This window comes from Acinetobacter sp. GD03645 (assembly GCF_029845285.1).
GTDB classification, from domain to species: Bacteria; Pseudomonadota; Gammaproteobacteria; order Pseudomonadales; family Moraxellaceae; genus Acinetobacter; species Acinetobacter corruptisaponis.
Genome location: NZ_JAOCLL010000019.1, coordinates 59788 through 74980, shown reverse-complemented (window position 1 = coordinate 74980; position 15193 = coordinate 59788). Strand labels below are relative to the sequence as shown.

Genomic DNA, 15193 nt, shown 5'->3' with positions numbered 1-15193 from the left:
GTATCTATCCATAGTACTATTATAAATTAATCAGTACCCTTTGTTAATTCTCAACAAGCCCTAGTAATTTGAATAATCTAAGTAACTTACCGCTGCTTGACCAACGATTAAAACGTTTGAAAATAGAGTTTGAATGACCAAAACAGGAAGGAATATCTCGCCACGGACAGCCTGTTCTAATTCTATATAGAATAGCTTCAATAAAATTGCGTAAATTTGAATTGTGGTGAATGGATAAATTACGCAGAATAACTTTCAACTTTTGCCAGTGTTGATCTGTCAGCATGGTACGAGGCATAGCGAATAGTAAAATTGGGTTTGGCGATTTAATTTTACTACTTCGCTATTTTTTTAAGCTAAAGGTGTCAACACACCCTATATAAATTTACTCAATTACAAAAAAATAGTGTAGCAAGTTGCTACACTATTTTTTACTTTATTTCTCTAACATTCGTTTTAGCAAAGTTTCTAATTCTTGTAAATTTTGATCATCAAATTGTCCGATTTTTAAAGATACCTTTAATGTATTATGGTCAAATTTGATATTACCAGCAACTTTCCCACCATATTCAATTTTATGTACAATTGAGGTTTGAATAACTTCTTTGGTTTCTCTTGACTTAAAGATTTTTTCAGCTAGTGATGCCAATTTTGTCTGTTCAACTTCTTTGTTAAGCAATTTTGACCATGCTTCGAATAATGCTGCTTTAGCATATTCATGGTTTTCTTCATGATCTGATAGAAACTTTTTCACTGCTGTAGCAGCGGTCCTTGCTAATAATGACGGTTGTTTTTCCAAATCTTCAATCAACTCTCCAGGTAATTTTTCAAAAGATAAATATTTATACATATCTTCACGATTCATACCTAATGACTTTGCTAACTTCTGCTTATTTTTTTTTAATTTTTCATCCAAAGAAGTTAATCCAACATATATTTCATAATCTGTCAGATCTTCTCGCTTTAAATTTTCAGCTAATGTTAATAAAGCAACTTCTTCATCTGATGCATCAATAATGATTACTTCAATGGTGTTCTTATTGAGAAATTGGTGGGCTTTCAATCGTCTTTCACCAGCAATCAACTCATATTTATCATTTATTCTACGAACTGCAATTGGTTGTAATAGCCCAATTTCCTCAATTGATGCTGCTAAATCTTCAATATCTTGTTGATTAAAGAGTTTTCGAGGCTGGTTAGGACTAGCTTGAATATCTGTAATTTGCACATTACGTCTTAACTCTTTGACATCGTTAATATGCTCCTTTTGGGCATGTTGATGCTTTTGAGTATTTTGCTGAAGACGTTTAGCCAATAGCTCTTTATTACTTACCATAATATTTCCAGAATTATATTATCCAATACGCTGAACAATTTCTTGTGCTAAAGTTTCAAAAGCTTTTCGAACTTTTGAGTTTTTATCAACAGATAATAAAGGTTGTTGCAAAATTGCAGCTTGATTAACCTTAGTGCTCATTGGAATTGTGGTATGCAATAATTCTCCAACTTGATTAAATGCTTCATCTTTTATTAATTTACATACATTCTGACGCTCATCATGTTTAATTAATAAAGCACCTAAGAGTTCTAATTCAGGGTTAACTCTTCTAATTTTACTTAAATGATTAATTAAATCAGTAACACCATAGAGACCGTATTGTGAACCAGATTCAATTGGAACAATAACATGTGTCGAAGCGGCTAAAGCATTGCTGGTTAGTAATTTTAAGCTCGGAGGGCAATCAATAAGAATGTAGTCATATAATCCTTCTAGAATTTCTAATTTATTTGAAAGTTCCTCGGATGGTCTTGGTGCATCATCTTTCAATTGATCTTCAGTTTTACCAAGAGTTAATGAGCCATATATTAAGGAAACATTTTTAAATTTTGTTTCTTCTTCTAATGCTTCCGATAATAGACTTATATCACCAATAAGTAATTCAGCTGATGTAGTTTCAACTTCGCTAGGGTGTCTTAATCCTATATGTAAACTTGCATTTGCTTGTGGATCTAGATCAATTACTAAGACCTTATTTCCTAATTCAGCAAGTTCTGAAGCGAGATGTACTACAGTAGTTGTTTTCCCGCAACCACCTTTATGATTAGCTACAGCAATGATTTTAGTTGACATATTTGTCTTAAGGAATTTACTTTGATTTGATTTCATTTAATATAAAGATATTTGTAGCAACTTGCTACAGTTCCTTTGTCATATTTTTATCTTTTAAATTCAAAAGATGTAGCAAAAACATTTCTTAATTTTTTTTAAAAATATAGCTAGCTAATTTTAATTAGTATTAATTAGTATTAATTAGTTAATTATAATTAGACAAATTTTATTTGTTTAAAAACAACTAGATATTGTTTTTAAAGTGGAAGGCTTGTCACCGATAAGTGGAAGGCTTGTCACCGATAAGTGGAAGGCTTGTCACCGATAAGTGGAAGGTTTGTCACCGATAAGTGGAAGGTTTGTCACCGATAAGTGGAAGGTTTGTCACTGTGGTGGAAGACTTGTCATTGTGCTTTATTTTAAGGTGGATTTTTTAATTTAAAACAATATAATTCAACTACTTGTGATGTTGATAAGTTTGTTTTTATTGAAATAAAGGTGGAAGACTTGTCATTAGATGTTTTTTATTCTGTGGATAAACTATTTGTATAAAATTTAATTGATAATATGATGTTTGATAATCAAGAATATCGGAATGGTGGAAGGTTTGTCACTTTAATGGTGGAATGCTTGAGTTGTAATTCCACTTTAGTGATGTTGTAAGCTACTTCTACTTTCAAGTTGATTGCTTTAGCGACACGGATGAACTATCAAAGGTGGAAGGATTGTCACTTAAAAGTGTTTAATTTTATATTAATTCCACTATAAGGCTAAATAGTATCAAAATTGCACTTTAATAATGACACTTCTTCCACTCTTAAGGTGTTTGATGGGCATAAACTGAGTTAATTTAATGTAAGGAAGAGAAAATAGTGAGCGGTTTGCATCTTCTTCCACTTTTGTGTATAACATGTAGAAAATATGTTAATCTTTCCACTTATGAGCAATCACAACGAACCAGAAGAATTAGAACATCTACCTTATTGTATTGGTAATATTCGACATAATGGAGTAGTCAGCACTAGTAACCGTCTGATTAGACCAATTGAATTATCATCTAATGAGTATAAGGCTCTACTTTATGCAATGGCTGTTGCGAATTATGGTGAGAAGAATAATCAAGATCGTGAAATTACAGAGCAAACTTATATTTATTTGCATAAAGATGATTTAGGCGAACTATTAGGATTAGATAAAAAGAATTCCATTAATGTTGCTATTGATCGTATTTATAAAGAATTATCATCACGAGTAGCTCATTTTGTAATTGAAGAGCCCGTGGATGATAATAAGCGTAAAGTTAAAAAAGTACACTCAGTAGTACCAATTATTCGTGAACTCCGTTGGGAAGATGATGCTAAAAATGCTTTGCAGATACGTTTCACCAGTGAAGTACTTCCGTATTTTACTCGTTTAGCAAATGGAAATTTTACGACCTATCAATTGAAAGATTTATTTGCTTTGGACTCTGTAACCAGTATGAGTTTGTATTCATACTTTATCAAAAATGAATTTAAGTATGCTAATCAAGATTCTTATGAGGTTGAACTTTCACTTGAGAATATCAAAGCATTAATTGATATTGGGGAGAAAAAATACGATCGTTGGGTTGATTTTAGACGATACGTTTTAGACAAAATTATTGAAGAAATTAATGAAAGGACTAGTCTTCAATTAGAGTACGATACCATCAAGAAAGGTCGACCTATTGTTGGAGTTCGATTTAAAATTCTTAATAGGCATGCCACTGAAGTTGTTGTATCTAATGCTAATGATAAGACTCAAATCTATTTAGATGTCAATTTTGATGATAATGCGCTTGTTAAAGAATTAGGTGCGAAGTTCGATATGACTGTAAGGTCTTGGTATATCTATGCAAACGACCCAAATTATAAACAGTTTAGTAAGTGGTTTAAGACAGAAGGGTGCTTAACTGAATCTCAAGCAAATGTGATAGTGAATGATATTATGTTCCAAATGGATTTTGCTGTAGCTGGCAGTTCAATGAGTGAATTTAAGAAAGAAATGAAATATAAATTAAAAAATAATCCAAATTTTGTAAAAGAAAATAGAAAACGATTGAATGAAATATTTGGAAAAGACGTTATATGACTGTGTAGCAACTTGCTACACTTTTTACTAGTAAATATTGATGACCTATAAGTTAGATTTTTTAGATGAAGCATTAGCAGAATGGAACAAGCTGAATCCAAGTATTAAGCAGCCATTGAAAAAGAAGTTGATCAAGGTTTTGGAGAATCCTCGCATTCCCAAAAAAGGTGAGTTTCAGCAACATACTCATCTTATTTAGTAACAACAGCAAGTTTCCTGTCCAAGCTGAACCAAGTAAGAGTAAAGGTGGAGGCAATCCAAGTATCTCTGATCAATACAAAACCAATCTTTCAAGATTCAAGTACTACGATAAGTTCGGTATCTCAAAGATATGCGACAAGTAATGTCATCTACATGCTTACGCACGCACAGATAATTGGTTACTATTCCCTTACTAAAATTAGATAAGCTATTCATTACAGGTTGATTTTATGGCTCGTGCTCCAAAGCAAACCAAACAAGAACCCTTAGAGGTTGTGTTATGGAAGACTGCAGACAAACTTCGCAAGAACATTGATGCTGCTGAGTACAAGCATGTCGTCCTTGGTTTGATCTTCCTCAAATATATCAGCGACACTTTTGAAGCTCACTACAACTTACTCGTAGAAGGTGAGGGAGAGTTTGCAGGAGCTGACCCAGAAGACCGTGATGAATACACGGCATACAACGTCTTCTTTGTTCCAGAGAATGCACGTTGGTCATTCCTGTTAAACCAAGCAAAACAACCTAACATTGGCAAGCTCGTCGATGAAGCAATGGAAGCTATTGAGAATGACAACCCTCAATTGAAGGGTGTACTTCCTAAGGTCTATGCACGTCAAAATCTCGATCCTACGAGCCTAGGAGAGCTGATTGACCTGATTGGTAACATTGCTCTAGGCGATGCGAAATCTCGCTCTGCCGACGTGCTAGGGCATGTATTCGAGTACTTCCTTGGTGAGTTCGCTTTGGCTGAAGGTAAGCAAGGTGGGCAGTTCTACACGCCTAAATCCATTGTGAGCCTATTGGTTGAAATGTTAGAGCCATATAAAGGACGTGTATTCGATCCTTGCTGTGGTTCGGGTGGTATGTTCGTACAGTCCGAGAAGTTCGTAGAATCACATCAAGGCTTGGTCGATGACATCTCGATCTATGGACAAGAGAGTAACCAAACCACTTGGCGACTCGCTAAGATGAACTTAGCGATTCGTGGCATCAACTCAGAGCATGTGAAATGGAACTCTGAAGGTTCATTCCTAAACGATGCACACAAAGACCTGAAAGCGGATTACATCATTGCTAATCCACCATTCAACGTCTCTGACTGGAGTGGTGACTTACTTAAAGAAGATGCTCGTTGGTCATTGGGTGTACCACCTGCAGGTAATGCTAACTTCGCATGGATGCAACACTTCTTGTATCACATGAGTCCTAAAGGTCAGGCAGGTGTAGTCCTTGCGAAAGGTGCTTTAACCTCTAAAACCAGTGGTGAGGGTGAAATTCGTAAAGCCTTGGTTTCAGAAGCTAATGTCATTGACTGTATTGTGAATCTGCCTGCCAAGCTGTTCCTGAATACCCAGATTCCTGCTGCTTTATGGTTTATGCGTCGTGACCGTGTTGGTTCAACCAAGTACAAAGACCGTAGCAATGAAATCCTATTCATTGATGCTCGTAACTTAGGGCATCTCATTAACCGCAGAACCAAAGTATTGTCGGATGAAGACATTAAGCTGATCACTGACACTTACCACAATTGGAGAAACCAAGATGGTGAGTATGAAGATGTAGCGGGATTCTGTGCTTCTGTACCACTTGAGAAAGTGGCTGAGCTTGATTATGTACTCACCCCGGGGCGTTATGTTGGTTTAGCTGATGATGAAGATGAATTTGACTTTAAAGAACGCTTCACGAGCTTAAAGGCTGAGTTTGAAGCACAGCTTGCAGAGGAAGCTAAGCTGAATCAAGCAATTGCTGAAAACTTGGCAAAGGTGATTGTATGAGTTGGGGAGTGAAGACAATTAATGAGCTTTATTCCATAAAGGGAGGTAAGCGCTTACCAAAAGGTGTAATGCTTCAAACAACGCCAAATAAACATCCTTACATTCGTATTACTGATATGAAAGATGGGAAAGTCTTAAATTTGGTCGACAGCTTTATGTATGTTCCTGAAGCAGTAGTAAGTACCATCAGCTCATATAGGGTTAAACAGAGCGATCTGATACTTTCAATTGTTGGTCAAATAGGATCTATTAATATAATTGGTGAAACACTGGATGGAGCTAATCTTACTGAAAACTGCGTTAAACTTATTCCACTTTCAAATACGGTGGATAGTAATTTCGTTTACTACTATTTGAAGTCTGATGAAGGACAAGACAAGATAGACCAAAGGGTTGTTGGTTCGACTCAGCCTAAGTTACCTATTTATAATATTCAGACATTGGATATACCTTTTCCACCTCTACCTGAACAAAAAGCCATAGCCTCTGTTCTTTCATCATTGGATGACAAGATTGACTTACTGCATCGTCAGAACAAGACCTTTGAAGCCATGGCTGAAACACTGTTTCGTCAATGGTTTATTGAGGAAGAGAAAGAGGATTGGGAAAAAGTAACTCTAGGAGAAGTAGTCAATATTACTTCTAGTAAACGTATCTTCTACTCAGAGTATGTTGATGAAGGCATTCCTTTTTACAGAAGTAAGGAAATTATAGAGCTCAACAAATCAGGTCAAACCAGAAGTGATCTTTTCATTTCAAATGAACGATTTGATGAAATTGAGGCTAAGTTTGGTGCTCCAGTAGAAGGCGATATTTTGCTGACGTCAGTAGGAACTCTAGGTGTTACTTATCAAGTTAAAGCGAATGATAGATTCTACTTTAAAGATGGTAACTTAACTTGGTTTAAGGATTTTAAGCGTATCTCATCCAATATCATATTTTGTTGGCTTAACTCAAAAGATGGGAAAGAGCAGTTAGATAACATTAGTATTGGTAGCACACAAGCAGCTTTAACTATTCAAGGTCTAAAAAGCTTGGAACTTAACTTACCTTCCCCCGATGTAATACAGAAACTAGATGAGCAATTGGTGGGAATTTATCAAAAGGTACAAGCAAACCAAAGTCAGATCCAAACACTTGAAAACCTAAGAGACACGCTTCTACCAAAGCTGATGAGTGGTGAAGTCAGGGTCCAATACCAAACAGAACAAGTTGCATAACAATGAGGTGAAGTCATTTGATGGCTTCATCTTTTTTACATCTAGGGGTAAACATGAATAAGAAGCTAATAGGGGCTTTAATTGCAATCGTAGTCGTGATCTGTGGCTACCTGTATGCCACACCATACCTTGCACTCAATAACATCAAGAAAGCAGCACAGGCAGGTGATAGCGATACAGTATCCAAGTACATTGACTATCCAAGCGTGCGTCAGAGCTTCAAAGACCAGATGAATGCCATGATGGCTAAAGAGCTAATGAATCAAGACACTGATGGTTTTGCTGCATTAGCAGCAATGCTTGCTTCAACCATGGTCGATAAGATGATTGATGGCTTTGTCACACCTGAAGGGATGACCCTAATGCTACAAGGCAAAGACCTAAAACAATCAGCACAGCAGTCAATGGGTGGGCAAGATTCATCAAACCAAGAAAATGAAGAACCTAAGCCAGAATATGAAGCCGGCTACACGTCCCTAAATGATTTTGAGGTGGTCATTAAAGATCAGGATCAATCCAAAGAAGTCAAAGTGCTCATGGTTCGTGATGGCTTAAGTTGGAAGATTCACAAGATCGCTGTGCCGATGGAATAGTAAGAGTTAGTAAGTAAATGTTTGGTAATCAAAATATGCAAAATGATGGAAACAAGACAATTAAATTGATCTTAGCAATTGGTTTGGTAACAGCAGCTTTAATTGCAAGTGCGGGGGTATTTTACTACTACGCTATTTTTGTTCCTAGTTTGGAGCAACAGAAGCTAGACCTTGAAAAGGAAAAGCTGAAAGAGAAACAAGAAGCTGAAACCAGAGCCTTGAAGAAAAAGGAGCAAGAGGCTGAGCAACGTACTCATGCCTACCAGATTTGCTTGAATGAAGCTGAACAACGATATAGCGATCATTGGTCAAACAGCTGTGCAAGTCTTGCAGAGAGAAACCAAACTAAATTGCAGAATTGTCTAAATGATAAGTCAATTCTTAATAATCAATTCATGGGTGAAGCATGGTGTCATGAACATTATGGAAAAACGGAGTTTGATGCTCAATGTACATTACCTAGCGGGCTAGCTGATGATATTGAAAGAATTCGTAAAGAGAATAAAGAACGTTGTTTATCAGAAGCTGAAAAAGCTTTGTACTAAAAGAAAAAATTAAGTGATTTGAGGGGAATGCAAAAGTGACTAAGATGACCGAATCAGACATTGAGCTGATGGCGATAGAGCAACTAGAGGGATTGGGCTATAGCTATGTGTATGGACCTGAAATTGAATCCAAGGGAAGCAACCCTCTACGAAGCTATAAGCAAGTCATTTTGGAAGCCAAAGTACTGGAGACCTTGCAACGTCTCAATCCTCATTTGAATGAAGACAAGTGCATTGAGGCACTGAAGCAAGTCACCAATCTGCATTCCCCAGATATGCTCAGCAACAACCAGGCATTCCACCGCTTACTTACTGAAGGCATCAATATTGAAGTGAGCAAGGATGGTAACACCCAAGGTGAATATGCTTGGCTTGTTGACTTCAATAATCCAAGCAATAACGAATTCCTTGTCGTAAACCAAGTCACCATCAAAGAAGATCGTTGGACAAGACGACCTGACATTATCATCTATGTGAATGGCTTACCTTTAGTGGTCATTGAGCTTAAAAATGCCACAGACGAGAATGCCACTGTAGAAGGCGCATATAAGCAGATCCAGACCTACCAAAGCCAGATCCCATCACTGTTCACCTACAATGCCTTTAACGTCATCTCTGATGGTTTAGAGGCGAAAGCAGGGACGGTCTCAGCAGATCTGAGTCGTTACATGGCTTGGAAGACTTCTAATGGTCAAACCAAGGCCAAGAAGACACAGGCACAACTTGAAGTCTTGCTACATGGTTTACTCAATCCAGTGACATTACTCGACATGATCAGACACTTCATTGTGTTTGAATCCAACAAACAAGAAGATGCCAACGGCTTAATCACTATTAAGACTATCAAGAAGATGGCTGCATACCATCAGTACTATGCAGTGAATGCAGCAGTACTCTCTACCATTCGTGCCTCTGCAATGTCTTCGGACTCGAAATCAGCAGAACTTGCTATGCAACACCAAGGCAGAAGTAAGCTCGAACTTGTGCAACAACAAGCAGTCGGTGACAAGAAAGCAGGTGTAGTATGGCATACCCAAGGTTCGGGTAAATCTCTGTCTATGGTCTTCTACACAGGCAAAATTGTCCTGGCTTTGGATAACCCAACAGTGGTCGTGATCACAGACCGGAACGATCTGGATGACCAACTGTTTGGAACCTTTGCTGCATCCAGCCAATTACTGCGCCAGACACCAAAGCAAGCAGAGAATCGAGAAGAACTCAAAGAGCTACTCAAGGTTGGTTCAGGTGGGGTGATCTTCACCACCATCCAGAAGTTCCAACCTGAAGATGGTGGCAGTGTTTATGAGCTGCTGTCAGACCGCACCAACATCGTGGTGATTGCAGATGAGGCACATCGTTCACAGTATGGTTTCAATGCCAAAGAAGTCGATGTGAAGGACGATGAGGGCAAAGTCGTAGGTAAGCGTACTGTCTATGGTTTCGCCAAGTACATGCGCGATGCCTTGCCGAACGCCACTTACCTTGGCTTTACCGGTACACCGATTGAGAAGACCGATGTCAACACGCCTGCAGTGTTTGGTAACTATGTCGACATCTATGACATCTCGCAAGCTGTTGAAGATGGTGCCACCGTTCGGATCTTCTATGAAAGCCGACTCGCCAAGATTGCCATCAGTGAGGAAGGCAAAGAATTGATCGAAGATTTTGACGATCAGTTCAGTGAAGAAGACTTAAACCAAACACAAAAAGAGCGTGCGAAGTGGGCAAGGGTCGAAGGGCTGATCGGCAGTAAAGAGCGTATCAAGGCGATTGCCAAAGACATCGTAGAACACTTTGAACAACGTCTTAAAGCCAATGCAAACCAAGGTAAAGGCATGATCGTCAGCATGTCCCGTAGGATTGCTATCGACCTCTACAACGAAATTGTAGCGATCAAACCAGAATGGCATAGCGATGATCTAAACGATGGTGTGATCAAGGTGGTGATGACCTCATCTGCTTCTGATGGTAAGGAGATTGCCAAACACCATACGACCAAGCAACAACGCCAGATCCTGGCCAATCGTATGAAGGACAATGATGACAAGCTGAAGCTTGTGATTGTTCGTGATATGTGGCTGACTGGTTTCGATGCGCCGAGTATGCACACGCTCTACATAGACAAGCCAATGAAAGGCCATAACCTCATGCAAGCGATTGCACGAGTGAACCGAGTCTACAAAGATAAGATTGGTGGCTTAGTTGTCGATTACCTTGGTATCGCATCTGACCTGAAAGAAGCACTTTCATTTTACTCTGAAGCAGGTGGTAAGGGTGACCCTGCATTAGTGCAAGACGAAGCTGCAACCATTCTACAAGAGAAGCTCGAAGTGATTGATGGCATTATGCATGGCTTCAATTACCAAGAATACTTCACAGCCAATACTTCTCGTAAGCTCAACATTATCCTTGAAGCAGAAGAACACATCTTAGGTGTAGACCAAGGAGAAGGTAAGACTCGCTTCCTGACAGCAGTTGCAGCGATGTCACAGGCATTTGCTTTAGCAGTGCCTCATCCTCATGCGATGGAAGCAGCACCAGTGGTTGCCTTCTTCCAAGCAGTGAAAGCGCGACTTGCGAAGTTCAGTGATGGCTCAGGCAACGTCTCAGGCATGAGTAATGCTGAGCTTGAAGCTAAAGTGAAGCAAACCATTGACCAAGCACTTGTTACAGAACAAGTGGTCGACATCTTCGATGCAGCAGGAATCCAGAAGCCAGACATCTCAATTCTCTCAGATGAGTTCTTGCAGGAGATGAAAGGCTATCAGCATAAGAACATTGCACTTGAAACATTGAAGAAGCTCCTTGGTGATGAGATCAAGGTAAGAGAACAGCGGAGTGTCACCCAAGGTAAAAAGCTCATGGATATGCTGAGCTCTGCGATCAAGGGCTATCAGAACAAGGTACTGACTGCAGCCGAAGTCATTGATGAACTCATCAAGTTGGCTAAGGCAATCCAAGAGTCAGACAAACTTGCAGAAGAACTCAACCTGACTGAATACGAATATGCGTTCTACTCAGCAGTCGCAGACAATGAGAGTGCTCGTGAGCTGATGCAAAAGGATATTCTTAGAGAGCTTGCAGTTGTCCTCACAGACTCGATTCGTAAGAACGTAACCTTGGATTGGACCATTAAAGAATCTGCGAGAGCGAAACTCAGAGTCATCGTGAAACGCTTGCTGAAGAAGTACGGTTATCCACCTGATATGGCTTTGCTTGCAACAGAGACTGTCTTGGAGCAGGCGGAGCAATTGGCTGAAGAATTAGCAACGGCAGCTTAGTTGTCACCACTAAATTACAACTAAAACACAACAAGGGGGGGCAGTTTTTAAATGTCATTAGAGGGTCATTTTTACACTGCCGCTAACAAGCTTTTAGATCAGAATAAACTGGTTGAAAATTTCATATCTGGAGCAGATAAAAGTGAACCGTACCGGGTTTGTCGGAGAGTCAATATTCTGAGAGACTACCCCGATGACAAAATTAAAATATACCCCTGAAATCAGAGAAAGAGCGGTTCAATTATTGATTGAATCCGAGAAAGATTATCCTTCTACTTGGGCTGCAATCACAGCAATTGCGCCTAAGATTGGTTGTACTCCTGAAACACTTCGTGCTTGGCATCAAAAGCATTTAGATCAGCAAAATCCTATTAAAGTACAACAGATATCTGATCAAGAAAAAATGAAGCAAATGGAACGTGAAATTAAAGAATTAAAGCGTGCCAATGAAATTCTACGTAAAGCAGCCGCTTTTTTCGCCCAGGCGGAGCTCGACCGCCCACACAAATAATGGTGGATTTCATCCATAACAATAAAGACTTATATGGTGTTGATGCGATTTGTAGGATTTTACCGATCGCAGCTTCAACCTATTATCGAACTTTAGATCTCGCTGACAATCCAGAACATCGAGCGAAACGAGCGAAACGAGATCTACATGATGAGCATCATGCTGAACAAATTAAACGAATTTGGAAAGAAAGTTCAGGTCGATATGGTGTGCGTAAGGTCTGGCAACAATTGAAACGTGAAGGTTATGTTATCGCCCGTTGTACTGTTGCTCGATTAATGAAAAAGCTAGGTATACAAGGTGTTTGGCGTGGTAAGAACAAACAAACTACCCGCAGCCGAGATGATCAAAAACGAGCAGATGATTTAGTGAAACGGAATTTTAGTGCTGATCGACCTGACCCTTGCGAAGCAGTGCTTCTCAGGTCAGTGACTTTACGTATATTCAAACCAATTATGGCTGGGTCTACACCGCCTTTATTATTGATGTGTTCTCGCGAGCAATTGTTGGATGGAAAGTATCAACACGGATGAATACAGATATGGTACTTGATGCACTGGAGCAAGCATTGCATGATCGAGGTATGCCAAAGCATGTAATTCATCATTCAGACAGAGGTGTGCAATACCTCTCTATTCGCTACACCAATCGTCTAGAAGCTGCAAATTTACGAGCATCAGTCGGTAGTACAACTGGTGATTCATACGATAATGCTCTGGCTGAAACGGTGAATGGCTTATACAAAACAGAGGTGATTGAATATTTAAAAGCAGATTGGCAAGGTTTAGCGGATGTACAACTTGCGACACTAAACTGGGTAGATTGGTTCAATAAAAAGCGTGTACACAGTGCACTGGGTTATGTATCGCCTTTTGAGTTTGAAGCAATGTACTATGATAAGATTAACCCGTTAGGTCAGGTGGCCTAACTTAAATAAAAAAGTCTCCGACAAACCCGGTACGGTTCAGTCCAGATCTATCAAAGATCTGATCACAGAATTTGAGTAACCTTAAACTTTTTGCAGCCTTAAGTAAAGATATACAGAATTTTTGAAAAAAGCATAGGTCTAGATAATCAAGCTAGATTTTTTAGAACTCCACATTGGTCAATTGTACATAAGCCATCACAAGTACCTCTTAAATCAGATAATTGTTCAATAAGCTTTTGTTGCTTGATTATATTTTCTCTGATAGCACTGACATGTAAGTCAATTAATTCATTCACATCTGAACAATTTTTCTTGGGATTATCTTTATAGGTGAGTAATTGACGAATTTCATTCAAACTCATATTTAAAGTTCGGCAATTCAAAATAAACTTAATTCGCTCAACATAGCCTATATCGTAAAGGCGGTAATTTCCTTCCGTTCTTTCCGGTTCCGGAATTAAACCTTCCTTTTCATAAAACCTAAGCGTTAAGACTGGGCATGAGGTTTTTTTAGAGAGTTCACCAATTTTTAAATGCATTGAGCTGATATTTCCAAAAAATCTTGACTCTATAGTAACTATAGGGATTCTAATATTCAAAGTTTATAAATTTTTTTAATGGGTATAACTATGAGTGGCTGTGGATGTAGTAAAGAAACACCATGCGAAGATAAGAAATCTCAACAAGAAAATCATCCATCAATTGCAGAAGCAAGCAATTCAAAGAATTGTGATAATACGCCTAGCTGTTGTGGTGAAGAGGAAGAAGAAAAATCTTCATCTCCTTGCTGTAACACTTCAAACAGTTGTGAAGATACCGCTCAATCCTGTTGTGGTTCTGATCCCAAAGAAAATTTAAGCACTGAAAACGTTTTAAAAGATTCGCACTACATGAGTGAATACTTAGTTCCCAAAATGGATTGTTCTGCGGAAGAACAGATGGTTCGTATGGCGCTATCTTCAATTGATGGTGTTCAAAAACTCATCTTTGATTTACCTAACCGGTCTTTAAAGGTTCTACATAATCAAAAAGATGAAAATATAACCACCAAACTTGAAGCTTTGGGTTTTGGTGCAAAGCTTGTGAAGACTGAAACTTATATAAGCAATCAACAGGCTAAGCAAACAAGTACCTACACCATTCCTAAAATGGATTGCTCTGCTGAAGAGCAAATGGTCCGTATGGCTCTTGCAGATATTGAAGCAGTTAAAGGTCTTACTTTTGATCTTCCCAATCGAAAACTGAAAGTCTTCCATAATGAAGGGATTCAGCAAATTACGGCTAAACTCGAAGGACTGGGTTTTGGGGCGAAACTTGATGAAACACAGCTTTCTTCAGGCGATATACCTAATGAACCTGATCCTGTGAGACAAGCTAAAGTACTTAAACTGTTATTAGGTATTAATGCTCTACTTTTCTTTATAGAATTCATCAGCGGTATTATTGCTGCGTCTACAGGATTGATTGCTGATTCTCTAGATATGTTTGCCGATGCAGCCGTTTATGGTATTGCGCTATATGCCGTCGGAAAAGCTGCGAAATATCAAATAAAAGCAGCCCATTTCGCAGGTTGGATTCAGTTATTACTTGCTGTTATCGTGATTGTTGATGTCATTAGACGATTCATGTTTGGAAGCGAGCCAGAATCAACGCTCATGATTGTTATTGGCCTGCTCGCACTTATAGCTAACGTGACATGCTTATATCTTATTTCTGGTCATCGAGAAGATGGCGCACATATGAAAGCCAGTTGGATTTTCTCGGCGAATGACGTTGTCGTAAATATGGGCGTTATATTTGCCGGTGTACTCGTGGCGTGGACGGGATCAGCTTACCCAGACTTAATCATTGGCATCCTGGTTTCTTTATTCGTGCTTAATGGTGCTCGAAAGATTTTGGCTTTGAAGTAAGAGT

At 38.8% G+C, this 15193-nt stretch carries 10 protein-coding genes, 3 pseudogenes and 1 other annotated feature; of the genes and pseudogenes, 9 read left to right on the top strand and 4 right to left on the bottom strand.

Annotated features, from left to right (window positions below; translation table 11 throughout):
- Positions 1-61: 61 nt before the first annotated feature.
- The 3 genes and pseudogenes from N5J47_RS14790 to N5J47_RS14780 form a co-directional block, all read right to left on the bottom strand.
- A pseudogene (locus tag N5J47_RS14790) lies at positions 62-298 on the bottom strand (transposase); the annotation flags it as partial.
- 138 nt (positions 299-436) lie between these two features.
- A complete protein-coding gene (locus tag N5J47_RS14785; protein ID WP_262463137.1) occupies positions 437-1336 on the bottom strand; it encodes a ParB/RepB/Spo0J family partition protein in 900 nt (299 codons plus the stop codon).
- Between the two features lie 18 nt (positions 1337-1354).
- The gene (locus tag N5J47_RS14780; protein WP_019383547.1) at positions 1355-2131 is read right to left on the bottom strand and encodes a ParA family protein; all 777 of its coding nucleotides are present in this window, start codon (positions 2129-2131) and stop codon (positions 1355-1357) included.
- Between the two features lie 918 nt (positions 2132-3049).
- Here N5J47_RS14780 and N5J47_RS14775 point away from each other — a divergent pair.
- The 8 genes and pseudogenes from N5J47_RS14775 to N5J47_RS14740 all read left to right on the top strand — a co-directional run bounded on the left by N5J47_RS14775 (position 3050) and on the right by N5J47_RS14740 (position 13279).
- Positions 3050-4222, top strand: a complete 1173-nt coding sequence (locus N5J47_RS14775) for a replication initiation protein (RefSeq protein ID WP_279960771.1) — start codon at positions 3050-3052, stop codon at positions 4220-4222.
- Positions 4223-4262: 40 nt separating this feature from the next.
- Positions 4263-4385: pseudogene (locus N5J47_RS14770) on the top strand (type II toxin-antitoxin system RelE/ParE family toxin); the annotation flags it as partial.
- Between the two features lie 268 nt (positions 4386-4653).
- Positions 4654-6201 carry a class I SAM-dependent DNA methyltransferase gene (locus tag N5J47_RS14765; RefSeq protein WP_279960769.1) on the top strand — a complete coding sequence of 516 codons (1548 nt, stop codon included), beginning with the start codon at positions 4654-4656 and terminating at the stop codon, positions 6199-6201.
- Positions 6198-7421 carry a restriction endonuclease subunit S gene (locus N5J47_RS14760; protein WP_279960767.1) on the top strand — a complete coding sequence of 408 codons (1224 nt, stop codon included), beginning with the start codon at positions 6198-6200 and terminating at the stop codon, positions 7419-7421. The genes N5J47_RS14765 and N5J47_RS14760 overlap by 4 nt, the downstream gene beginning before the upstream one ends.
- 53 nt (positions 7422-7474) lie before the next feature.
- Entirely contained in the window at positions 7475-8014 is a 540-nt protein-coding gene (locus N5J47_RS14755; protein WP_279960766.1) for a DUF2939 domain-containing protein, read from the top strand.
- Positions 8015-8031: 17 nt separating this feature from the next.
- On the top strand, positions 8032-8559 hold the full coding sequence (locus N5J47_RS14750) for a hypothetical protein (RefSeq protein WP_279960765.1): 528 nt from the start codon (positions 8032-8034) through the stop codon (positions 8557-8559).
- A 35-nt stretch (positions 8560-8594) separates the two neighbouring features.
- Entirely contained in the window at positions 8595-11840 is a 3246-nt protein-coding gene (locus tag N5J47_RS14745; protein WP_279960764.1) for a type I restriction endonuclease subunit R, read from the top strand.
- 193 nt (positions 11841-12033) lie between these two features.
- Positions 12034-13279, top strand: a pseudogene (locus N5J47_RS14740) (IS3 family transposase).
- Positions 12309-12425: a sequence feature (AL1L pseudoknot), on the top strand. It overlaps the preceding pseudogene by 117 nt.
- Before the next feature lie 146 nt (positions 13280-13425).
- On the opposite strand, the gene cadR reads toward N5J47_RS14740, so the two are convergent.
- Positions 13426-13818 (bottom strand): Cd(II)/Pb(II)-responsive transcriptional regulator, encoded by a 393-nt coding sequence (gene cadR, locus N5J47_RS14735; RefSeq protein WP_057061774.1) that lies wholly within the window; start codon positions 13816-13818, stop codon positions 13426-13428.
- Between the two features lie 90 nt (positions 13819-13908).
- On the opposite strand from cadR, the gene N5J47_RS14730 reads away from it, so the two are divergent.
- The gene (locus N5J47_RS14730) at positions 13909-15189 is read left to right on the top strand and encodes a cation transporter (RefSeq protein WP_248603970.1); all 1281 of its coding nucleotides are present in this window, start codon (positions 13909-13911) and stop codon (positions 15187-15189) included.
- Positions 15190-15193: the final 4 nt, after the last annotated feature.